This window comes from Hasllibacter halocynthiae (assembly GCF_003003095.1).
GTDB lineage: Bacteria > Pseudomonadota > Alphaproteobacteria > Rhodobacterales > Rhodobacteraceae > Hasllibacter > Hasllibacter halocynthiae.
On the sequence record NZ_PVTT01000002.1, the window covers coordinates 17,913 to 37,618 of the forward strand.

Sequence of the window (19,706 nt, forward strand, 5' to 3'; positions counted from 1 at the left end):
TCCGATCGCCGCGCTGGGCCTATATGGGTCGCCCCGCCCTGCCCCGCAACCGGAAGGCCCGCCCCTTGCCCCTCGCGATCCCCTTCCCGGACTGGATCTCGCCCAACGTCTTCCCGCCGTTCGAACTCGGCCCCGTCACCGTCGCGCTGCGCTGGTACGCCCTCGCCTACATCGCCGGGATCCTCGTCGCCTGGCGGATCATGGTGTCGCTCTTGCGCCGGGAAGCGCTCTGGCCCGGCGGACGGGCGCCGATGCGCCCGGAGGAGGTCGAGCCCTTCGTCACGTGGATCGTCGTCGGCGTCGTGGCGGGCGGGCGCCTGGGCTACGTCCTCTTCTACGCGCCGGAGATCCTGCTCGCGGACCCTCTGCAGGTGCTGCGGGTCTGGGATGGGGGCATGTCCTTCCACGGCGGGCTGATCGGCGTGGCCCTCGCGGCCTTCCTCTATGCCCGGCGGGTCGGAATGCCCCTTCTGTCGATGGCCGACCTCGGGGCGGTCGCGGCGACGCCCGGCCTCCTGCTGGGCCGCCTCGCCAACTTCGTCAACGCTGAGCTCTGGGGCCGTCCGACCGACGCGCCTTGGGGGGTGATCTTCCCCGGCCTCGCCGCGCAGAGCTGCGGCCAGCCCGAAGGGGTGCCCTGCGCGCGTCATCCCTCGCAGCTCTACGAGGCCGCGCTCGAGGGGCTGCTGCTCTTCGCGGTGCTCTGGTGGATGGCGCGATCGGGCCTGCTGCGGCGGCCGGGGCTGATCGCGGGGGTGTTCTTCCTCGGGTACGGCCTCGCCCGTTTCCTCGTCGAGCTGGTGCGCCAGCCCGACGCGCAGTTCGCCGCACCGGGCAACCCGCTCGGTTGGGCGCTCGACCTCGGGGGCTGGGGCCTGACCATGGGGCAGATCCTGTCGCTGCCGATGATCGCCGCGGGCCTCGCGCTGATCGCTGTCTCGCGCCGCCACCCCGCCCCCGCCGCGTGAGCTTGGAGGGCCGCCTCGCCGCCGCGATCCGCGCGGACGGCCCCCTGCGGCTGGACCGTTTCATGGCCGAGGTGCTGTGGGACCCCCGGGGGGGCTACTACGCCACCCGGGACCCGCTCGGCGCGGCGGGGGACTTCATCACCGCGCCGGAGGTCTCCCAGATCTTCGGCGAGGTGATCGGCCTCGCGCTGGCGCAGGTGTGGCTGGACATGGACCGCCCCGCCGCACGGCTGGTCGAGCTGGGGCCGGGGCGCGGCACGTTGATGGCCGACGCGCTGCGCGCGGCCCGGAACGTGCCGGGCTTCGAGGATGCCGTCTCGGTCCACCTGATCGAGCGGAGCGCGCCCCTTCGCGCCCTGCAGGCGCGCGCGGTGTCCGGGGCCGCCTTCCACGACGCGCTGGAGGAGGTGCCCGAGGGACCGCTCCTGCTCGTGGCGAACGAGTTCTTCGACGCCCTTCCCGTCCGCCAGCTCGTCCGCGCCGGGGGGCTCTGGCGCGAGAAGGTCGTCGGGCTGAGGGACGGCACGCTCGCCTTCGGCCTCGCCGCGCCGGCTCCGGTGCCGGAGCTCGACCGCAGGCTCGACGACACGGCCGAAGGCGACCTCGTGGAGTGGCGCCCGGCCGCCGATCCGGTGATGGCCGAGATCGGGCGGCGCCTCCGGAGGCATGGCGGCACGGCCCTCGTGGTGGACTACGGCGACTGGCGCTCGCAAGGGGACACGCTCCAAGCCCTTCGCGCGCACGCGCCGGCGGACCCGCTGGACGCGCCCGGGACCGCCGACCTTACCGCCCATGTAGATTTCGAGGCGCTGCATCGTGCCGCGCATGCCCCTTCCGCATCGCTGCTGACGACCCAGGGCGTCCTTCTCGAAAGGCTGGGCGCGACGGATCGGGCCCGCGCACTGGCCGCATCGGCGCCTGCCCGCGCCGACGCGCTGGCCGCCGCGCATCGCCGCTTGACCCATCCGGAAGAGATGGGAACCCTCTTCAAGGCGATGGCCTGGTGGGGCGGCGTCGATGCGGTGCCGGGACTCGCACGGATGGAGGAAAGGGGCGCGTGACGCTCGAGATCATCACCCACGATGCCCTCGCGCCGCTGCGGCACGGGTTCTTCACGCGCCGGGGCGGCGTGTCCTCCGGGGTGTTCGAGGGCCTGAACTGCGGGCGCGGGTCCTCCGACCAGATAGAGGCCGTGGACATGAACCGCGCCCGGGTGGCGGAGGCGATGGACGTGACGCCAGAGGCGCTCATCTCGCTGCACCAGCACCATTCGCCGGATGTCGAGGTGGTCCGCGAGCCGACGACCGCGCGCCCGAAGGCCGACGCGATGGTGACGGACGTGCCGGGCGTAGCCCTCGGCATCCTCACGGCCGATTGCGGGCCGGTCCTCCTGGCAGGCGACGGGGTCGTCGGGGCCGCGCATGCGGGATGGGGCGGCGCCCTCGGGGGGGTGCTCGAGGCGACGGTGGAGGCGATGACGAGGTTGGGCGCGGGGCGCGCGGGGATCACCGCGATCCTCGGCCCGACGATCGGCCCGGACGACTACGAGGTCGGCCCGGAGTTCGCCGCCCGGTTCATCGCGGAGGACCCAGCGAACGCCACCCGCTTCAGAAGCGGTGCCGGCACGCGGCTGCTCTTCGATCTGCCCGGGTACATCCTGGGCCGGCTGCGGGCGGCCGGCGTCGGAAGGGCGGAATGGACCGGCCATTCCACCTATGCCGATCCGGAACGGTTCTTCTCCTACCGGCGATCGGTTCACCTTCGGGAGGCCGATTACGGCCGGCTCGTCTCCGCGATCCGCCTCTAGCGCCGCGCGGACGTCGTCGCCCCCCGTGCGGCGCCGGTGTCTCGGCGGCGATGTCGGCCTTCGGGTCACAGCGCCCGCCGCAGGGCGCGCCGGCAGGCCGTGCGTGTGGCGGACGGGGCCGAATCGCAGGATATCCTTTCCGGGCGCGATGCCGTCCGGTCCGCCCGGCCCGTGCCTTCCACGGGGGCCGCGGCGGACCGGGCGGAACGCCACCGAGCGACTGGGCGAGGCCCCGGGGACGCCGTCGTTCACGCCTCGCGCTTCAGCCGCTCCTCGTAGACGTCGAAGCTGATGCCGGGTTCGTCCTTCACCGTGCGGATCACGAGCGAAGTCTTGACCGAGACCACGGCGGGCGCCGCCGTGAGGGACGCCGTGAGGAACCGCTGAAACGTGGAGAGGTCCGGCGCCGCGCATTTCAGGAGAAAGTCGGCCTTGCCGATCAGCATGTGACATTCGCGGACGAGCGGCCAGCCACGGCAGCGTTCCTCGAAGGCCGCTAGATCCGCCTCGGCCTGCTTCTCAAGACCGACCATGACGAAGACCAGAACCTCAAAGCCCAAGCGACGCGCGTCGATCTCCGCGTGGTAGCCGCGAAGTTAGCCCGCGTCCTCCAAGGCGCGCACGCGGCGCAGGCAGGGCGGCGCGGAGATGCCGACCCGCCGGGCCAGCTCGACGTTGGTCATCCGGCCGTCGTCCTGAAGCTCGGAGAGGATGCGGCGGTCGATCGGATCGAGCTTGGCGCCGGCCATGTCCCCCCTTCCATGTCCCGCGAGGCCTCGCCCGCGCAACGACATGTCCCGAGCACATGGCTAATGGCAAGCGGACGCACGGGTTCAAACCGGTGCGCCTCGCCGTTATCTGGAGGGCCGAACCGCCGGAGGCCGCCATGAACGATTCCCGCCACGTCAAGCTGCTCATCGTGGGGTCGGGCCCCGCGGGGTACACCGCGGCCGTCTACGGCGCCCGCGCGATGCTGGAGCCGCTGCTGATCCAGGGCGTCCAGCCGGGCGGCCAGCTGACCATCACGACGGACGTGGAGAACTGGCCCGGCGAGGCTTCCATCATGGGCCCCGAGCTGATGGTGAAGATGGAGGCCCACGCCCGCGACATGGGCGCGGACGTGGTCTCGGACCACGTGAACGAGGTCGACCTGAAGGCGCAGCCGAAGGTCGCCAAGCTCGACGGGGGCGACACCGTCACCGCCGACGCCGTGGTGCTGGCGACGGGCGCGCAGGCCAAGTGGCTAGGCCTGCCGTCGGAGGAGGCGTTCAAGGGCTTCGGCGTGTCGGCCTGCGCGACCTGCGACGGGTTCTTCTACCGCGGCAAGGACGTCGTGGTGATCGGCGGCGGCAACACGGCCGTGGAAGAAGCGCTCTTCCTCACCAACTTCGCGTCCAAGGTCACGCTGGTCCATCGCCGGGACGAGCTGCGCGCCGAGAAGATCCTGCAGGAGCGCCTGTTCCGGAACCCCAAGGTCGAGGTGATCTGGGACCACCAGCTGGACGAGGTCCTGGGCGAGTCCGACCCCAGGGGCGTGACGGCGGTGCGGCTCGCTCACCGCGAGACGGGCGAGACGCGCACGGTCGATTGCGCGGGCGTCTTCGTCGCCATCGGCCACGCCCCGGCCTCGCAACTCGTGGCGGACCAGCTCGAGACGCACATGGGTGGCTACGTGATGACGGAGCCCGACTCGACTGCGACCTCGATCCCGGGGGTCTTCGCGGCGGGCGACCTGACGGACCATATCTACCGGCAGGCGGTCACGTCCGCCGGCATGGGCTGCATGGCCGCCCTCGAGGCCGAGCGCTGGCTTGCCGGACAAGGGTTGGATCAAGGGCCGGAGAAGGACATGTCCGAGCCTCTAGGCTACGGCGCGGAGGTGCCGGCGGCGGAGTAGCCTTCCTCCCGCCGCCGCATCCCGGCCACGGCAACCCGGCCTTGCTCCGGGCGCTGCTGGACTTCATCGGGATGAAGGTCCATCCGCCCGCGCGACCCTCCCCCCGCGCAGGCCGCCGATGACCCCGAACCTCGTCCCGATACCCGAACTCTACGTCTCCTGGGACAGCGCCCGGAAGCTGAAGCGGGAGGCGGGGGACCTTGTCTCCTGGGATCTGACGCCGCGCCAGCTCTGCGACCTGGAGCTTCTGATGAACGGCGGCTTCGCGCCGCTGACGGGCTTCCTCGACCGCGCCGACTACGACCGCGTGGTCGATGAGATGCGGCTGGAGGACGGCACCCTCTGGCCCATGCCGATCACGCTGGATGTCTCGGAAGCCTTCGCCGAGGGGCTGAAGCCCGACCAGGACGTCGCCCTGCGCGATCCCGAAGGGGTGATCCTGGCGATCCTCTCCGTCGGCGACGTCTGGACGCCGGACAAGGCGCGCGAGGCGGAGCGCGTGTTCGGCGCCGACGACTTGGCCCATCCGGCGGTGAACTACCTGCACAACCACGCGGGCCCGGTCTACGTGGGCGGCCGCATCACCGGCCTGCAGCCCCCGGTCCACTACGACTTCCGCGCCCGCCGCGACACCCCGAACGAGCTGCGCGCCTACTTCCGCAAACTCGGCTGGCGCCGCATCGTCGCCTTCCAGACCCGCAACCCCTTGCACCGCGCCCATCAGGAGCTGACGTTCCGGGCCGCCAAGGAGGCGCAGGCCAACCTCTTGATCCATCCGGTCGTCGGCATGACCAAGCCGGGCGACATCGACCACTTCACCCGCGTGCGCTGCTACGAGGCGGTGCTGGACCAGTACCCGTCCGCCACCACCACCATGTCGCTCCTGAACCTCGCGATGCGGATGGCCGGCCCGCGCGAGGCGGTCTGGCACGGGCTGATCCGGAAGAACCACGGCTGCACCCACTTCATCGTCGGGCGCGATCATGCCGGCCCGGGCAAGAACAGCGCGGGCGAGGACTTCTACGGCCCCTATGACGCGCAGGAACTCTTCCGGAAGCACGAGGGGGAGATCGGGGTGGAGATGGTCGACTTCCGGCACATGGTCTTCGTGCAGGAGCGGGCCGAGTACCAGCCCGCCGACGAGGTCGGGGAAGGCGCGACCGTCCTCAACATCTCGGGCACCGAGCTGCGGCGGCGCCTTGCGGAGGGGCTGGAGATTCCGGACTGGTTCTCCTTTCCCGCCGTGGTCGAGGAGTTGCGCCGCTCGCGGCCTCCGCGGGCCCAGCAGGGGTTCACGGTCTTCTTCACGGGCTTCTCCGGGTCGGGCAAGTCGACCATCGCCAACGCGCTTATGGTCAAGCTGATGGAGATGGGGGGCCGTCCGGTCACGCTCCTCGACGGGGACATCGTGCGAAAGAACCTGTCGTCCGAACTGGGCTTCTCGAAGGAGCATCGCGACCTTAACATCCGCCGGATCGGCTACGTGGCCAGCGAGATCACGAAGAACGGCGGGATCGCGATCTGCGCGCCCATCGCGCCCTACGCCGCCACGCGCCGCACCGTCCGCGAGGAGATCGAAGGCTTCGGCGCCTTCGTCGAGGTCCATGTCGCCACCTCGCTGGAGGAGTGCGAGCGGCGCGATCGCAAGGGCCTCTACAGATTGGCGCGAGAGGGCAAGATCAAGGAGTTCACGGGCATCTCGGACCCCTACGACGCGCCCGAGAGCCCGGAGCTGCGGCTCGAGACGGAAGGGACGGATGTCGACTTCTGCGCGCAGCAGGTGCTTCTGAAGCTGGAATCGATGGGGCTCATCGCGGCCTGAGGGGCTGCACGGGGGGTGCCGCACACGGATGCGGTGTCCGCGACGTCACATCAGCGCGAAGCCGTCGTTGCGTCAGGAACCCTTTTCCGTACCTGGCGGTTTTCGCTGCAATCCCCGACTGGGGATCCAAGGCGACGTGGCGCGGCCGTACAACCCCCCCAGGTGCGGCTCGTCCTTCTCTAACCGTCTGATGCAGGCATAGCGGGGAGGAGAGACGCGTGATGCTCGACGGCAAACGTATAATGATAGTGGAGGACGAGGCGCTTCTCGCACTCGACCTGTCGCTCACGCTCGAGGACGAGGGCGCCGAGATCGAGGGCCCGTTCCACAGGCTCGAGCAAGCCATGAGATACGACCCGCAGGAGATCGACGCGGCCCTCCTGGACGTGGACCTTTCCGGCGTGCCCGTCTTCCCGCTCGCGGACGTTCTGGATCGCCGCGGCATCCCTTTCGTGTTCCATACGGGACGCGCGGATCTCGCCGCCCTGCGGGAGCGCTATGGAGACGTCCCCATCCTCATGAAGCCGACCGTCCCGCAGGAGATCGTGACCACGGTGAGCATTGCGATGAGGTCGAACAGGGATCGTGCCGCATAGGCGGGGGCGGCCGAGGTCATGCTTCGGTGCTTCCCCCTGCCGGAACGAACGTCCGGCAGAGGAACGCCAGGAAGCGGTCAATGCACGCTGACGGGTGCCAGATCGTTCTGCCGGGCCAACACGAAAGCCAACTGCCGATCGCGCACGAGCGCGAGGCGCTCGCCTTCCGCAGTGTGCACGGCATAGAGTTCCGTCGCGCCTTCCGCCGCTTCGCGAACGTCGCGCGGCAGGTCAGCGACCGCCACGGGCTTCACGTAGACGATCTCGCTCATGGCAGGAGCGCTCTCCGAGGTCTTGTCCATCACGCCCCCTCCTTCTTCGGTGCGTTGCGTCCCGTCGCTATGGGAATTGCTGTTACAACGGTCTCGGGAACCGCACGTTCCAAATCGACGTGGAGAAGCCCGTTCTCGAGCATCGCGCCACTCACCTCGATCCCGTCCGCGAGGACGAAGGACCGCTGGAACTGCCTCGTCCCGATCCCCTTGTGGAGGAACTCGCGCGCCTCCCCGTCGGCGCGACGCCGGCCCCGCAGGACCAGTTGCCGGTCCTCGACCGTGACGGAGAGGTCGCCTTCGGCGAACCCGGCAACGGCGAGAGTGATGCGATAGACGTTCTCGGAACGCCTCTCAATGTTGAAGGGCGGATATCCGTCCGCGGACTTCGCCGCCCGCTCGAGCAGCGCCTCGAGGCGGTCGAACCCGAGGAGCGCAGGATGACCTGCGAGGCTGGTTCTGTTCATCTTGGCGTCCTTTGCAACCAAAGCGACCCTTCCGTCGGCCCCGCTCTGCGGCAGCCGTCGGCCTGGAACGAATATGGGTGCGCCCGCATGTCGCCGCAAGCTGGTGCAAGGACGGCGGATGGGTCTATCCTTGCGACCATGACCGATGAAGACGTGCCGCTTGGAAAGGTCGTTCCGGCCTTGATCCGCCCCGCGCATGCCGAGCCCCCCGGCCCCGTCATGAACGAGGAGGAGGTCCTGCGCGCGAGCCTGGCACGCCTGCGGGAGGAGCACGCCGACCTCTCCACCGCCATCGAGGCGCTTGAGGAACGGGGGAGCGATCCGCTCGCGGTGCGGCGCCTGAAGAAGCGCAAGCTGGCGTTGAAGGACCGGATCGCCGCCATGGATGACCGGCTGACCCCCGACATCATCGCCTGATTGCGCGTCTGCGCCCCACGCGCTACCGCCGTCGCCATGCCGCAGGTCGGGATCATCATGGGCAGCACCTCGGACTGGCCAACCATGAAGGCCGCGGCCGAGGTGCTGGACGAGCTGGAGGTTTCGCACGAGGCGCGCGTCGTCTCGGCGCATCGCACGCCCGATCGGTTGTGGTCCTATCCATCCGAGGCCGCCGCGCGAGGCATCCGGGTCATCGTCGCGGGCGCCGGCGGGGCCGCCCACCTGCCGGGCATGGTGGCCTCGAAGACCATGCTTCCGGTGGTCGGCGTGCCCGTTCAGACCAAGGCGCTGGGAGGGGTCGATTCGCTCCACTCCATCGTTCAGATGCCGCGGGGATACCCCGTCGCGACGATGGCCATCGGGGGCGCGGCCAATGCCGGCCTGATGGCGGCCCAGATCCTCGCCCTCGCGGACGAGCGGCTGGCCGAGCGGCTCGCCGCCTGGCGGGCGGCGCTGACCGCCTCGATCCCCGAGACGCCGGCGTGATGCTTCCTTCCGGCTCGACGATCGGCATCCTCGGCGGCGGCCAGCTGGGCCGAATGCTCGCGCTCGCGGCGGCGCGGCTGGGGCTGCGCGTCCGCATCTACGACCCGGACCCGCGGGCACCGGCGGGCGACGTGGCCTTCCACGATCCGGCGCGATGGGACGACGCCGATGCGCTGCGCCGTTTCGCCCGTGCCTGCGACGCGATCACCTACGAATGGGAGAACGTCCCCCCCAGGGCCCTCGACGTCGTGGAGGAGGTCCATGCGTTGCGCCCGTCGCGGCGCGCCATCGACGTCAGCGCCGACCGTCTGTCGGAGAAGACGTTCCTGAACGAGATCGGCCTCGCCACCGCGCCCTTCGCGCCGGTCGGGGACGCAGCGTCGCTCGAGGCAGGGATGGCGGCGGTCGGCACCCCGGCGATCCTGAAGACGCGGCGGCTTGGTTACGACGGCAAGGGGCAGGTCGCCGTGAACGCGCCGGCGGATGCCGGTCCCGCGCTCGCGAAGATGTCCGGCGCACCCGCAATTCTGGAAGCCCGGATCGACTTCTCGTCCGAGATCAGCGTGATCGCGGCGCGTGGGGCGGATGGCGCGACGGCGGCGTTCGACCCGGGCCTCAACGTCCACGAAGACGGGATCCTGCGCACGACGACCGTTCCGGCCCCCGTCCCCGCATCGGTGCGCCAGGACGCGGTGCTGCTGGCAGCCCGCATGCTCGATGCGCTCGACTATGTCGGTGTCCTGGGCGTCGAGTTCTTCGTCACACCCGGCGCGGGCCTCATCGTGAACGAGATCGCCCCGCGCGTGCACAATTCGGGGCACTGGACGCAAGCGGGATGCGCGGTGGACCAGTTCGAGCAGCACGTGAGGGCGGTCGCGGGCTGGCCCCTCGGCGACGGCAGGCGTCATGCGGATGTCGTCATGGAGAACCTCCTCGGCGACGAAGTGCTGAGGGCGGAGGCTCTCGCGAACGAGCCGGGCGTTCAGCTGCACCTCTATGGCAAGGCGGAACCCCGGCCGGGCCGCAAGATGGGCCATGTGAACCGCGTGACGAACCGCGCCTGACCCCTCCCGTTCGGAACGGGGCCGACCCGCAAAGGTCAGAGCCCGTCCGCGAGCACGTCCGTCATCCGCAGGTCGTGGTCGAACCGGCCCTCACGCAGGAAGGCGATCACTTCCGCGATGACGAGCGGGTTGTTCATCATGAACGTGTGCGTCGTCGGCAGCACGATGTGGTCGGCCATCCCCTCGAGACGCGTGGAGGCGACGCTGACCTTGCCGTCGTCGGCCCCTTCGATCACCGCCGAGTAGACCGGATTGAGCGAGCGGTTCCCCGCGATCACCCCCACGGGGAAGTTCGCGGCGGGCAGCGCTTCGGGCAGGCCGTCCGTGCCCAGTGCCATGCCTGCCGGCCCGTTGACCCATTCGAACGGCGGCAGCTCGCCCAAGGCATCGACGAGCTCGGAGCCATGGTTCGGCGGCGCCATCATCACCGTGCGCCCCATCCTCTCAGGCACGCCGCCCTCCGTGACCCATAGGCGCAGCAGGATGCCGCCCATGGAATGGGTGACGAAATGGACGGTGCTCTCATCCGGGCAGCGCGACACCGCCTGCGGAATGCGGGCGATGAGGTCGGGCAGGCTCTCCTCGGTGGAGGGGTAGCCGTCGTTGACGACGGTGTAGCCCTGCCCCTCCAGCGCCTCCTCGAGGACGAGTAGGGACGATGGCCCCCGCGCAAGGCCGTGCAACAGCACTGCGCAATCCGCAAAGACCGGCAGGGGCGCGAGGACGATGAAGAGAACGAGGATTCGCATCATCCGAACATAGGACGGAGCACGGCGGACATAAGGTTGACGCCGCGGCGGAAGTCCCTACCCCGCCGCATATGCCGATCCGTCTCGCAGTGCGCGCCGTGCTCGTGCACGGTGGTCGCCTCCTCGTCGTCAACGCGTGGCCAGGACGTCACGATCTCTTCTGCGCGCCGGGCGGCGGCGCGGAGATGCACCAATCCCTGCCCGACAATCTCGTTCGCGAGGTGCGGGAGGAGACCGGCTTGGAGATTCGCGTCGGGCCGCCCTGCCTCGTCAACGAGTTCCACGACCCGGATCGTCCGTTTCACCAAGTCGAAATGTTCTTCCGCTGTACGCTGGTCGTAGAGCGGACGGACCCGGTCCATATCGATCCCGCTCATGTCGATCCCGAAGGGGTCGTCACCCGCCGCCTTTGGATCAGCCGCCCCGAGGCCGAGGACATGACGACGGCCAAGAGGCTGCGTCCCGCTTCCCTTCCGGCCGCTGCCTGGGCACGAGGGATAGGCTACGATCCACTGGAGCCACTGCTTCGCTGACGCAACGACTGATCGAGGCAACATACCACGAGATCGACGAATGAACTGCGGCTTCCGTGGGTTGGGCAGGCTACCCGTTCACAATCGTCAAGCCAAGAGCGTTGGCATGACCAGACGAGTTGCATGATGAGTGCCGAACCGCGCTTCCTGCCAAGTCCGCATCAAGCGGACTTGGCAGGTGGGCCTTCATTCCCGTTTGCGAGGAATGAAAGCCGCGGTCGGTCCTAGACGTAGTAGGCGGCTACGCCGTAGTAGGTGTGGGTCCGATCCTCCCAATCGCGGTCGCTGGCCCAGTTCTGGGTCCGCTCGGGCGCGCCCTTCAGCTGCTCCTCGGTGATGTCGGTGCGGTAGCCGTCGAGCGAGGTATCGTAGGTCAGCTTGGACCACGGCACGGGGTAGTGATCCTTCCCCATCCCGAGGAAGCCGCCGAAATCCATGACGGCGTAGGCGACGCGGCCGGACATCTTGTCGATCATCAGGTGGTCGATGCTACCGACCTTGTCGTCGCCGGCGCCGTAGACCGCAGTACCCTCGACCTTGGACGAGGAGATGAGGTTGCCCGTCTCGTTCTTGTCGGTGGGCTGCCCGGAATGCATGGCGGTGTCGGTCATGATGAACCTCCGTTGTCTTAGGCGTGTGCGTCGGAACAACGCCGAAGGGGGGAGGAACTGTTTCCGTGAAATCACCAAAGGACCGCAGAAAGATCGATTGTCTGCAAAAGATTGCTCATGAACGAAAAGGGGCGCCCTGAGGCGCCCCTTCCACGGGTCGGAATGGGCCGACCTACATCATGCCGCCCATGCCGCCCATGTCGGGCATGCCGCCACCGGCGCCGGCCTCTTCCTTCTTCGGCTTCTCGGCCACCATCGCCTCGGTGGTGATCAGGAGGCCGGCCACCGACGCAGCGTCCTCCAGCGCGGTGCGGACCACCTTGGCCGGATCGATCACCCCGAAGGAGAACAGGTCGCCGTACTCCTCCGTCTGGGCGTTGAAGCCGAACGCGGTGTCCGAGGATTCGCGGATCTTGCCCGCGACGACCGAGCCGTCGACGCCGGAGTTCTCGGCGATCTGGCGGAGCGGCGACTCGAGCGCCCGGCGGACGATCGCGATGCCGGCCGCCTGGTCCGAGTTCTCGCCCTCCAGCCCGTCGAGCGCCTTCGCACCCTGGACGAGGGACACGCCGCCACCGACGACGATGCCTTCCTGCACGGCCGCGCGCGTGGCGTTCAGCGCGTCGTCGACGCGGTCCTTGCGCTCCTTCACCTCGACCTCGGTCATGCCGCCGACGCGGATGACGGCGACGCCGCCGGCCAGCTTGGCGACCCGCTCCTGCAGCTTCTCGCGGTCGTAGTCGGAGGTGGTCTCCTCGATCTGCTGGCGGATCTGCGAGACGCGGGCCTCGATCTCGGCCTTCTCGCCGGCGCCGTCCACGATCGTGGTCTCGTCCTTCGTGATCGAGACGCGCTTGGCGGTGCCCAGCATGTCCATGGTCACGTTCTCGAGCTTCATGCCGAGATCCTCGGAGATGACCTGCCCGCCGGTCAGGATCGCGATGTCCTGCAGCATGGCCTTGCGGCGATCGCCGAAGCCCGGCGCCTTCACGGCCGCGATCTTCAGGCCGCCGCGCAGCTTGTTGACCACGAGCGTGGCGAGCGCCTCGCCCTCGACGTCCTCGGCCACGATGATCAGCGGCTTCTGGGACTGGATCACCGACTCGAGCAGCGGAACCATCGGCTGCAGCGAGGAGAGCTTCTTCTCGTGCAGCAGGATGACGGCGTCCTCGAGCTCGGCGGTCATCTTGTCGGGGTTGGTCACGAAGTAGGGCGAGAGGTAGCCGCGGTCGAACTGCATGCCCTCGACCACTTCGGTCTCGGTCTCGAGGCCCTTGTTCTCCTCGACGGTGATGACGCCGTCGTTGCCGACCTTCTGCATTGCGTCGGCGATCTGCCGGCCGATCTCGGTCTCGCCGTTCGCGGAGATGGTGCCGACCTGCGCGACCTCGGCGCTGTCGCCAACCTCGCGGGCGCTGTCCTTGATGAACTGGACGACGCGCTGCGTGGCTAGGTCGATGCCGCGCTTGAGGTCCATCGGATTCATGCCGGCGGCGACCGACTTCATGCCCTCCTTGACGATGGCCTGGGCCAGCACGGTCGCGGTCGTGGTGCCGTCGCCCGCCTCGTCATTGGTGCGCTGGGCCACTTCCTTGACCATCTGCGCGCCCATGTTCTCGAACTTGTCCTCCAGCTCGATCTCCTTGGCGACGGAGACGCCGTCCTTGGTGATCCGCGGGGCGCCGAACGACTTCTCGAGGACGACGTTGCGGCCCTTGGGGCCGAGCGTGACCTTCACCGCGTCGGCGAGGATGTTCACGCCGCGCAGCATCCGGCTGCGGGCATCGGTGTCGAACTTGACGTCCTTGGCCATGTTCTTCTCCTAACTGGGTATTTCGTTCCGAAGGAAGCGACTAGCGGCAGATCGCCTTCAGGCGATGATCCCCATGATGTCGCTCTCCTTCATGATCAGCATCTCCTCGCCGTCGAGGGTGACCTCGGTGCCGGACCACTTGCCAAACAGCACCTTGTCGCCGGCCTTGACGGCGGGGGCGATCAGCTCGCCGGAATCCTTGCGCGCGCCTTCCCCGACGGAGACCACCTCGCCCTCGGCGGGCTTCTCCTTGGCGGTGTCGGGGATGATCAGACCGCCCTTGGTCTTCTCGTCGGACTCGACGCGCTTGACGAGCACGCGGTCGTGCAGCGGAGTGAAGGCCATGATCGGCTCCTCTACCTGTTGTCTACCTCTGGCACTCACCAGAGGAGAGTGCCAACGCTGGCGAGTTAGGAGAGCGGCGCGCGGGCGTCAACAGGTCCGAGGGGCGGATAATTCGACGGTGGATGGCATGGCGTTAACCAGATCTTAATTCTTCCGTGCTGCGGCTAGGAATCCTCGCCATGCACCATAGATCCTGTCCATGTTGCAGGAGATGTGGGAAGAGCTCCAGATGGGCGCGTTCGTGTGCACCGTCATCCTCGGAGGCGAGGATCAGGTACGGTTGTACTACGACGTTGAAGGCATCCGCCACTTCGTCGTCGCCGACTGCTTGACCGAGGACGAGATCTGGGAGTTCGGGATCGAAGGGCGGAGTTCGTTCGACAGCATCCATCAGGCCTTGTTCGCCGCCGAGTTGACCGGCCGTGATCCGAGCGTGATGATCTTCATGGACGGAGACGCCGAAGGCGCGGAGGCGTTTCAGATCCGCACTGTCGCAACCGAGGCCGGCGTCAGCTACGAGACCATGCCTTCGCAGGGCATCGTGCGGCAGGCGCAGGTCGACTGGCTCAGGCGGCAGAGCCGCGAGGCGCAGGGATTCCCGACCAGGTGACACCTCGATCGGGCGGCGCTAAGGCCCCGGCATATCCGATCCGCGAGAGGCCCCCATGATCCGAGTATTCGGTCACAAGTCCCCCGACACCGACTCCACCGCCGCACCCATCCTCTGGGCCTGGCATCTGAACGGATCCGGCCGCGAGGCGCGCCCTGCCCTCCTCGGCGAGCCAAACACCGAAGCCCTCTTCGTCCTGGACCGCTGGTCGCTGGAGAGGCCCGAGGTGATCGAGGCGGCGACGGGCGACGTGGTGGTCGTGGACACGAACAACCCCGCCGAGTTGCCCGACCTCGCGGATGCCGATGTGATCGGGATCATCGACCATCACCGCCTCGTCGGCGGCATCGAGACCGCGGGGCCCATCGACGTCACCATCCGGCCGCTGGCCTGCACCGTCACCGTCATGGCCGAGATGATGGGCGACGAGCGCGTGATGTCCGCCCCCGAAGGCGTGCGCGGCGCGGCCCTCTCCGCGATCCTGTCCGACACGCTCGAGTTCCGCTCGCCGACCACCACACCCCGCGACCGCGACTTGGCCGAGAGGCTGGCGGAAGGTCTCGGCGTCTCGATCCCCGACTATGCGGCCGAGATGTTCGCCGCGAAGTCCGACGTCTCGGCCTTCTCGGAGGCCGAGCTTATCCGCATGGACTCCAAGGAGGTCGAGGTCGGCTCTCTGCGGTTCCGCGTCTCCGTGCTCGAGACGACCTCCCCCGAGCAGATCCTCGGGCGGAAGGACGCCCTCCTCGACGCGATGCCGAAGGTCGCCGTCGAGGACGGCCTGAACGAGGTGCTGCTCTTCGTCGTCGACATCCTGCGGGAGGAGGCACATCTCCTCCTGTCCTCCGACCTCTCCCGCGGGGTCGCCGAGAAGAGCTTCGGCGCGAAGGCGGAGGGCGACGTCGTCGTGCTGCCGGGGGTCATGAGCCGCAAAAAGCAGATCATCCCGGCGCTGAAGGCGTAGCATCACGCCGGTTCCGGGTCGCCTGGACGGGCCGGCGCATTTCAGGGGGCAGCGATCCATCCTCTGGAGGCTCGCCATGAATCTTCGCGACCTTCATGTCCCCGGTGACTCCTTCGTTCTCGCCAACGCCTGGGACCGCGGTACCGCCCGACTGTTCGAAGGCCTGGGGGCCAAGGCCGTCGCCACCTCGTCGGTGGCCCATGCCTTCACCCTCGGGCGGACCGACGGGGCCGTGACCTTGGACGAGGCGCTGGGACAAGCCGCGGCGCTTGCGGGGGCGGTGGACGTGCCGCTGGCCATCGACTTCGAGGACGGGTTCGCGAGGGTGCCGGAGGATTTCGTCGGGATCGTCGCACGCGCCGCGGCGACAGGGGCCGCCGGGATCAGCGTCGAGGATCATCGCCGCGATGCCGCGCCCTATCCGCTCGAGGAAGCCGTTGCCCGGGTCGGGGCCGCCGCCGCGGCTTGCCGGGCCCAGGGGCTGCACCTGACGGCCCGCGCCGACGGGGTGATGCACGGCGCCTACGACGTGGCCGAGGCGGTGCGACGGCTGACGGCCTTCGCGGGGGCCGGGGCGGACTGCCTCTACGCGCCCGCGCTGCCGGACGACGACGCGATCCGGCGCATCGTGGCGATCGGCCCGCCGGTCAACGTCCTCGCGGCCGGCGATGCCTTGGGAAGCGACCTGGCACATTACGCAGCGCTCGGCGTCGCTCGGGTCTCGCTGGGTTCGACGCCGATGCGTCTTGTGCAGCGCACGCTCCTCGACGCCGCGGCGCCGCTCCTCGGGGAGGGGCGGATCACGGCGCTGCGTCATGCGCCCCCCGCCGACGAGGTCGACCGTTTCCTCGGATGACGGCCTTGCCCCCGTTGGGGGGCAAGGTAGGTCGCGGGGCATGACCCGGATCATCTCCTCCCTCGCCGAGATCGCCCCGAGCTACCGCGCCGCGTTCGTGGATCTCTGGGGCTGCGTCCATGATGGCGTGCGCGCCTTCCCCGAGGCGGTGGCGGCCCTTCGCGCCTTCGCGGATGCGGGTGGCATCGTCGTGCTCCTCACCAACTCGCCCCGTCCGCGCACGGGCGTGATGGCGCAGCTCGAGCAGCTCGGCGTGCCGGAGGACTGCTGGGACGCGATCGCCACCTCCGGCGACAGCGCGCGGGCGGCCATGTTCCGAGGGATGGTGGGCCGGAAGGTCTGGTCCATCGGCGAGTTCGGCGATTTCGACTTCTTCGAGGCGCCCGCCATCGTCGCGGATCCCCTTCCCATCGAGCGGGTGCCCCTCGACCAGGCGGAGGGCATCGTCGCCCTCGGGCCCGAGGATCCATTCGCCGACCCCGCCGTCTACCGGCCGCAATTCCTCGCCGCCAAGCAGCGGGGCCTCAAGCTGCTCTGCGCGAACCCCGACATCGTCGTCGACCGGGGCGAGCGGCGCGAATGGTGCGCGGGGGCGCTGGCCGCCCTCTACACCGAGATGGGCGGCGAGAGCCTCTACTTCGGCAAGCCGCACCCGCCGATCTACGACCTCGCCCGGCGGCGGCTGGCCCGAATCGCGGACATCCCGGACGAGGAGATCCTTTGCATCGGCGACGGGGTGGGAACCGACATTCTCGGCGCGCAGGGCGAAGGGTTGGACAGCCTCTTCCTGGCCGGCGGCCTCGCCGCGCGGGACACCGGAACCGGACCGACCGGCGGCCCCGACGAGCGGCGCCTGCTCGGCTACCTCGAAGCGGAAGGCGTCACGCCAGATTACGTCATGGGCCGCCTTCGCTGAGGGCAGGTCCACCGGCATGCGGCCGTCCCGGCACCCTCGTGCCCCGCTTGCCCCCCGCCCCGCCCGCCGCTAGCCCGCGCGGCGATGGAGACGCTCGTCATCAGGGGCCGCGACCGCGGCGAGGCACCGGCCGGCTGCGTGGCGGCCATGGGCAATTTCGACGGCGTGCATCTCGGCCATCGCGCGGTCATCGAAGCTGCCCGCGTCGAGGCCGAACGGCGCGGCGCCCCGCTCGCGGTGCTCACCTTCGAGCCGCACCCGCGCGAGCATTTCGCCCCCCAGAGCGGACCGTTCCGGCTGATGTCCCCCGCCGCCCGGGCCGAGCGCCTCGCCCAGCTCGGCGTGGACGTCGTGTTCGAGGTGCCGTTCGACGATCGGCTCGCCGCGCTGGGCGCGGAGGGGTTCGTCGACGAGGTGATCCATCGAGGCCTCGGGCTGTCGCACGTCGTGACGGGCGCGGACTTCCGATTCGGCAAGGATCGCGAGGGGGATGCCGAGGCGCTGGCGGCGCTATGCGGGGCCCGGGGTATCGGGACCACGGCGCTGCCCGTCGTCGACCTCCAGGGGGCGGAGGTGTCCTCGACCGCGATCCGCGCGGCGCTGAGCGAGGGCCGCCCGGAGGAGGCGGCGCGGATGCTCGGCCATCTGCACCGCATCGTCGGCCCGGTCGAGCACGGCGAGAAGCGGGGCCGCACCTTGGGCTTTCCGACAGCGAACCTTTCGCTCGGAGGGCTGCACAGGCCGCGCTTCGGGGTCTATGCCGTCCGCGCCGACGTGCTGTCGGGACCCCATGCCGGCCGCTACGACGGCGCCGCCTCGCTGGGCGTGCGGCCCCAGTACGGTGGCGGGACGCCGAACCTGGAGACGTTCATCCTGGACTTCGACGGCGACCTCTACGGCGAGACCCTGTCGGTCGGGCTCGCCCGCTTCATCCGCCCGGAAGGGGTCTTCCCCACCCAGGAGGCCTTCCTCGCCCGGATGCGCGAGGACGTCGCCGAGGCACGGAAGTGCCTCGCATGAGGGACCGGTTCTGGGAACGGCACCGCCTCTGCGACCTGTCGCGGGAGGAGTGGGAGGCGCTCTGCGACGGCTGCGGCAAGTGCTGCCTGAACAAGCTGGAGGATGCCGACACCGGGAAGGTCCACCTGACGCGCGTGGCCTGCCGGCTGTTCGACGGGGACAGCTGCCGCTGCATGGACTACCCGAACCGGACGCGGCACGTGCCCGAATGCGTGGTGCTGACGCCCCGGACGGTCGGACGGCATGCCTACTGGCTACCCGAGACCTGCGCCTACAAGCGGCTTCACGAAGGGAACGACCTTCCCGGCTGGCACCCGCTGCTGACGGGCGATCCGGCTTCCGTGCACGTGGCGGGCGTCTCCGCGCAGGGCTGGACCGTTCCGGAGACCGAGGTGGACGAGGAGGACTGGGAGGAGATGCTGGTGGAGGAGCCGACGTGAACTTCGCATCCGACAACACGGGCCCGGTCCACCCGAAGGTCTGGGAGGCGCTGCGCGCCGCCGACGAGGGTCACGCGGGCGCCTATGGGGCCGAACTTGAAATGGAGGCCGTGGGCGAGCGGCTGAGGGAACTGCTCGGCTGGCCGGATGCGTCGGTGCGGCTGGTGGCGACGGGAACGGCGGGCAACAGCCTGGCGCTGGCCTGCCTTGCGAAGCCCTGGTCGGCGATCTTCTGCTCGGAAGACGCGCACGTCCACAAGGACGAGTGCAACGCGCCGGAGTTCTTCACCGGCGGCGCGAAGCTGACGCTGGTGCCCTCGCCGGACGGGCGGATGGCGCCCGGGGACCTGGCGGCGGCGATCGCGCGGGAGGAGGCGCGTGGCGTTCACGGCCCCCAACGCGGCCCGGTGACGGTGACCCAGGCGACCGAGCTGGGCACGGTGCATTCGCTGGACCATCTGGCGGCGCTGCGCGGCGCGGCCGGCAAGCTGCCCCTCCACATGGACGGCGCCCGCTTCGCCAACGCTCTCGTCTCGCTGGGCTGCGGCCCGGACGAAATGGTTCGGGACTTCGACGCCGTGACCTTCGGCGCGACGAAGAACGGCGCGATGGGGGTCGAAGCGGTCGTCTTCCAAGACCCATCCCACGACTGGGAGTTCCAGCTTCGTCGCAAGCGCGGCGCGCATCTCTTCTCCAAGCATCGCTACCTTTCGGCGCAGATGGCCGGCTATCTGGATGTCTGGGAACGAAACGCGCGCCACGCCAACGCGATGGCCACCGCGCTGGTCGACGGCCTGCAGGGCAAGGGGATCGAGATCGCCCATGCGGTCGAGGCGAACCTTCTCTTTCCGCGCCTACCGGCCGGCGAGGTGCTGCGCCTGTGGGATGCGGGTGTGAGATTCTACCCTTGGGAGGGCGAGCCCTCGGAGGACCGTCCGGAAGAGACGGTGCTTTGCCGGATGGTGTGCGGGTGGACGACGACCGAGGAGGAGATCGAGGGGCTTCTGGGACTTCTGTAGGGCAGGATCCGTT

The 19,706-nt window shown here is 69.4% G+C and carries 23 protein-coding genes and 1 pseudogene; 17 read left to right on the forward strand and 7 right to left on the reverse strand.

What is annotated here, in order from left to right; genetic code table 11:
* Nucleotides 1-23 precede the first annotated feature (23 nt).
* Genes lgt through pgeF form a run of 3 tightly spaced genes read left to right on the forward strand, consistent with a single transcriptional unit; the run spans nt 24 to nt 2,775 of the window.
* Nucleotides 24-968 (forward strand): prolipoprotein diacylglyceryl transferase, encoded by a 945-nt coding sequence (lgt, locus tag BCF33_RS07015; RefSeq protein ID WP_245883765.1) that lies wholly within the window; start codon nt 24-26, stop codon nt 966-968.
* Nucleotides 965-2,029: a class I SAM-dependent methyltransferase gene (locus tag BCF33_RS07020; RefSeq protein ID WP_106160270.1), complete on the forward strand. Its 1,065-nt coding sequence runs from the start codon at nt 965-967 to the stop codon at nt 2,027-2,029. Before lgt ends, BCF33_RS07020 begins: the two co-directional genes overlap by 4 nt.
* Entirely contained in the window at nt 2,026-2,775 is a 750-nt protein-coding gene (gene pgeF, locus BCF33_RS07025) for a peptidoglycan editing factor PgeF (protein WP_106160271.1), read from the forward strand. Before BCF33_RS07020 ends, pgeF begins: the two co-directional genes overlap by 4 nt.
* Nucleotides 2,776-3,023: 248 nt before the next feature.
* Here pgeF and BCF33_RS07030 read toward each other — a convergent pair.
* Nucleotides 3,024-3,524 (reverse strand): annotated as a pseudogene (locus tag BCF33_RS07030) (Lrp/AsnC family transcriptional regulator).
* 137 nt (nt 3,525-3,661) lie between these two features.
* Here BCF33_RS07030 and trxB point away from each other — a divergent pair.
* The 3 genes from trxB (at nt 3,662) to BCF33_RS07045 (ending at nt 7,090) form a co-directional block, all read left to right on the forward strand.
* A complete protein-coding gene (gene trxB / locus BCF33_RS07035; RefSeq protein WP_106160272.1) occupies nt 3,662-4,672 on the forward strand; it encodes a thioredoxin-disulfide reductase in 1,011 nt (336 codons plus the stop codon).
* Between the two features lie 118 nt (nt 4,673-4,790).
* The gene (locus BCF33_RS07040) at nt 4,791-6,494 is read left to right on the forward strand and encodes a bifunctional sulfate adenylyltransferase/adenylylsulfate kinase (protein ID WP_106160273.1); all 1,704 of its coding nucleotides are present in this window, start codon (nt 4,791-4,793) and stop codon (nt 6,492-6,494) included.
* Between the two features lie 221 nt (nt 6,495-6,715).
* Complete coding sequence (locus BCF33_RS07045) at nt 6,716-7,090, forward strand: response regulator (RefSeq protein ID WP_106160274.1); 375 nt, start codon at nt 6,716-6,718, stop codon at nt 7,088-7,090.
* Between the two features lie 77 nt (nt 7,091-7,167).
* On the opposite strand, the gene BCF33_RS07050 is transcribed toward BCF33_RS07045, so the two are convergent.
* Both BCF33_RS07050 and BCF33_RS07055 read right to left on the reverse strand, forming a co-directional pair.
* The gene (locus BCF33_RS07050; protein ID WP_106160275.1) at nt 7,168-7,392 is read right to left on the reverse strand and encodes a DUF1150 family protein; all 225 of its coding nucleotides are present in this window, start codon (nt 7,390-7,392) and stop codon (nt 7,168-7,170) included.
* On the reverse strand, nt 7,392-7,829 hold the full coding sequence (locus BCF33_RS07055; RefSeq protein WP_106160276.1) for an Hsp20 family protein: 438 nt from the start codon (nt 7,827-7,829) through the stop codon (nt 7,392-7,394). Before BCF33_RS07055 ends, BCF33_RS07050 begins: the two co-directional genes overlap by 1 nt.
* A 219-nt stretch (nt 7,830-8,048) precedes the next feature.
* Between BCF33_RS07055 and BCF33_RS07060 the strand changes: the two genes are divergently transcribed.
* The 3 genes from BCF33_RS07060 to BCF33_RS07070 are packed head-to-tail and all read left to right on the forward strand — an operon-like array spanning nt 8,049 to nt 9,817.
* Entirely contained in the window at nt 8,049-8,246 is a 198-nt protein-coding gene (locus BCF33_RS07060; protein WP_106161430.1) for a YdcH family protein, read from the forward strand.
* 36 nt (nt 8,247-8,282) lie between these two features.
* A complete protein-coding gene (gene purE, locus BCF33_RS07065; protein WP_106161432.1) occupies nt 8,283-8,753 on the forward strand; it encodes a 5-(carboxyamino)imidazole ribonucleotide mutase in 471 nt (156 codons plus the stop codon).
* The gene (locus tag BCF33_RS07070) at nt 8,753-9,817 is read left to right on the forward strand and encodes a 5-(carboxyamino)imidazole ribonucleotide synthase (RefSeq protein WP_106160277.1); all 1,065 of its coding nucleotides are present in this window, start codon (nt 8,753-8,755) and stop codon (nt 9,815-9,817) included. The genes purE and BCF33_RS07070 overlap by 1 nt, the downstream gene beginning before the upstream one ends.
* Before the next feature lie 35 nt (nt 9,818-9,852).
* Here BCF33_RS07070 and BCF33_RS07075 read toward each other — a convergent pair whose 3' ends face one another.
* Nucleotides 9,853-10,569 (reverse strand): lipase family protein, encoded by a 717-nt coding sequence (locus tag BCF33_RS07075; RefSeq protein ID WP_106160278.1) that lies wholly within the window; start codon nt 10,567-10,569, stop codon nt 9,853-9,855.
* A gap of 68 nt (nt 10,570-10,637) precedes the next feature.
* Between BCF33_RS07075 and BCF33_RS07080 the strand changes: the two genes are divergently transcribed.
* Nucleotides 10,638-11,099 (forward strand): NUDIX domain-containing protein, encoded by a 462-nt coding sequence (locus tag BCF33_RS07080; protein ID WP_106160279.1) that lies wholly within the window; start codon nt 10,638-10,640, stop codon nt 11,097-11,099.
* Nucleotides 11,100-11,323: 224 nt separating this feature from the next.
* Here BCF33_RS07080 and BCF33_RS07085 read toward each other — a convergent pair whose 3' ends face one another.
* The 3 genes from BCF33_RS07085 to BCF33_RS07095 form a co-directional block, all read right to left on the reverse strand.
* Nucleotides 11,324-11,710, reverse strand: a complete 387-nt coding sequence (locus tag BCF33_RS07085) for a PRC-barrel domain-containing protein (protein WP_245883766.1) — start codon at nt 11,708-11,710, stop codon at nt 11,324-11,326.
* 172 nt (nt 11,711-11,882) lie between these two features.
* Entirely contained in the window at nt 11,883-13,523 is a 1,641-nt protein-coding gene (gene groL / locus BCF33_RS07090) for a chaperonin GroEL (RefSeq protein WP_106160280.1), read from the reverse strand.
* 57 nt (nt 13,524-13,580) lie between these two features.
* On the reverse strand, nt 13,581-13,868 hold the full coding sequence (locus BCF33_RS07095) for a co-chaperone GroES (protein ID WP_106160281.1): 288 nt from the start codon (nt 13,866-13,868) through the stop codon (nt 13,581-13,583).
* 211 nt (nt 13,869-14,079) lie between these two features.
* Between BCF33_RS07095 and BCF33_RS07100 the strand changes: the two genes are divergently transcribed.
* The 7 genes from BCF33_RS07100 (at nt 14,080) to BCF33_RS07130 (ending at nt 19,693) form a co-directional block, all read left to right on the forward strand.
* Nucleotides 14,080-14,478, forward strand: a complete 399-nt coding sequence (locus tag BCF33_RS07100; RefSeq protein WP_146132795.1) for a hypothetical protein — start codon at nt 14,080-14,082, stop codon at nt 14,476-14,478.
* A gap of 55 nt (nt 14,479-14,533) precedes the next feature.
* Nucleotides 14,534-15,442 (forward strand): manganese-dependent inorganic pyrophosphatase, encoded by a 909-nt coding sequence (locus tag BCF33_RS07105; RefSeq protein ID WP_106160283.1) that lies wholly within the window; start codon nt 14,534-14,536, stop codon nt 15,440-15,442.
* A 76-nt stretch (nt 15,443-15,518) separates the two neighbouring features.
* Nucleotides 15,519-16,298 (forward strand): isocitrate lyase/phosphoenolpyruvate mutase family protein, encoded by a 780-nt coding sequence (locus tag BCF33_RS07110; RefSeq protein WP_106160284.1) that lies wholly within the window; start codon nt 15,519-15,521, stop codon nt 16,296-16,298.
* Between the two features lie 40 nt (nt 16,299-16,338).
* Complete coding sequence (locus BCF33_RS07115; RefSeq protein WP_106160285.1) at nt 16,339-17,214, forward strand: TIGR01459 family HAD-type hydrolase; 876 nt, start codon at nt 16,339-16,341, stop codon at nt 17,212-17,214.
* An 84-nt stretch (nt 17,215-17,298) separates the two neighbouring features.
* Nucleotides 17,299-18,234 carry a bifunctional riboflavin kinase/FAD synthetase gene (locus tag BCF33_RS07120; protein ID WP_106160286.1) on the forward strand — a complete coding sequence of 312 codons (936 nt, stop codon included), beginning with the start codon at nt 17,299-17,301 and terminating at the stop codon, nt 18,232-18,234.
* Complete coding sequence (locus BCF33_RS07125) at nt 18,231-18,674, forward strand: YcgN family cysteine cluster protein (protein ID WP_106160287.1); 444 nt, start codon at nt 18,231-18,233, stop codon at nt 18,672-18,674. Before BCF33_RS07120 ends, BCF33_RS07125 begins: the two co-directional genes overlap by 4 nt.
* Nucleotides 18,671-19,693 carry a threonine aldolase family protein gene (locus tag BCF33_RS07130; RefSeq protein WP_106160288.1) on the forward strand — a complete coding sequence of 341 codons (1,023 nt, stop codon included), beginning with the start codon at nt 18,671-18,673 and terminating at the stop codon, nt 19,691-19,693. Before BCF33_RS07125 ends, BCF33_RS07130 begins: the two co-directional genes overlap by 4 nt.
* The last annotated feature ends 13 nt before the right edge of the window (nt 19,694-19,706 follow it).

Excerpts from the sequence above, each read along its gene's own strand:
- lgt (WP_245883765.1), top strand. The coding sequence starts at position 24 with ATGGGTCGCCCCGCCCTGCCCCGCAACCGGAAGGCCCGCCCCTTGCCC.
- trxB (WP_106160272.1), top strand. The coding sequence starts at position 3,662 with ATGAACGATTCCCGCCACGTCAAGCTGCTCATCGTGGGGTCGGGCCCC.
- BCF33_RS07040 (WP_106160273.1), top strand. The coding sequence starts at position 4,791 with ATGACCCCGAACCTCGTCCCGATACCCGAACTCTACGTCTCCTGGGAC.
- BCF33_RS07045 (WP_106160274.1), top strand. The coding sequence starts at position 6,716 with ATGCTCGACGGCAAACGTATAATGATAGTGGAGGACGAGGCGCTTCTC.
- BCF33_RS07050 (WP_106160275.1), bottom strand. The coding sequence starts at position 7,392 with ATGGACAAGACCTCGGAGAGCGCTCCTGCCATGAGCGAGATCGTCTAC.
- BCF33_RS07055 (WP_106160276.1), bottom strand. The coding sequence starts at position 7,829 with ATGAACAGAACCAGCCTCGCAGGTCATCCTGCGCTCCTCGGGTTCGAC.
- BCF33_RS07060 (WP_106161430.1), top strand. The coding sequence starts at position 8,049 with ATGAACGAGGAGGAGGTCCTGCGCGCGAGCCTGGCACGCCTGCGGGAG.
- purE (WP_106161432.1), top strand. The coding sequence starts at position 8,283 with ATGCCGCAGGTCGGGATCATCATGGGCAGCACCTCGGACTGGCCAACC.
- BCF33_RS07070 (WP_106160277.1), top strand. The coding sequence starts at position 8,753 with ATGCTTCCTTCCGGCTCGACGATCGGCATCCTCGGCGGCGGCCAGCTG.
- BCF33_RS07075 (WP_106160278.1), bottom strand. The coding sequence starts at position 10,569 with ATGATGCGAATCCTCGTTCTCTTCATCGTCCTCGCGCCCCTGCCGGTC.
- BCF33_RS07080 (WP_106160279.1), top strand. The coding sequence starts at position 10,638 with ATGCCGATCCGTCTCGCAGTGCGCGCCGTGCTCGTGCACGGTGGTCGC.
- BCF33_RS07085 (WP_245883766.1), bottom strand. The coding sequence starts at position 11,710 with ATGACCGACACCGCCATGCATTCCGGGCAGCCCACCGACAAGAACGAG.
- groL (WP_106160280.1), bottom strand. The coding sequence starts at position 13,523 with ATGGCCAAGGACGTCAAGTTCGACACCGATGCCCGCAGCCGGATGCTG.
- BCF33_RS07095 (WP_106160281.1), bottom strand. The coding sequence starts at position 13,868 with ATGGCCTTCACTCCGCTGCACGACCGCGTGCTCGTCAAGCGCGTCGAG.
- BCF33_RS07100 (WP_146132795.1), top strand. The coding sequence starts at position 14,080 with ATGTGGGAAGAGCTCCAGATGGGCGCGTTCGTGTGCACCGTCATCCTC.
- BCF33_RS07105 (WP_106160283.1), top strand. The coding sequence starts at position 14,534 with ATGATCCGAGTATTCGGTCACAAGTCCCCCGACACCGACTCCACCGCC.
- BCF33_RS07110 (WP_106160284.1), top strand. The coding sequence starts at position 15,519 with ATGAATCTTCGCGACCTTCATGTCCCCGGTGACTCCTTCGTTCTCGCC.
- BCF33_RS07115 (WP_106160285.1), top strand. The coding sequence starts at position 16,339 with ATGACCCGGATCATCTCCTCCCTCGCCGAGATCGCCCCGAGCTACCGC.
- BCF33_RS07120 (WP_106160286.1), top strand. The coding sequence starts at position 17,299 with ATGGAGACGCTCGTCATCAGGGGCCGCGACCGCGGCGAGGCACCGGCC.
- BCF33_RS07125 (WP_106160287.1), top strand. The coding sequence starts at position 18,231 with ATGAGGGACCGGTTCTGGGAACGGCACCGCCTCTGCGACCTGTCGCGG.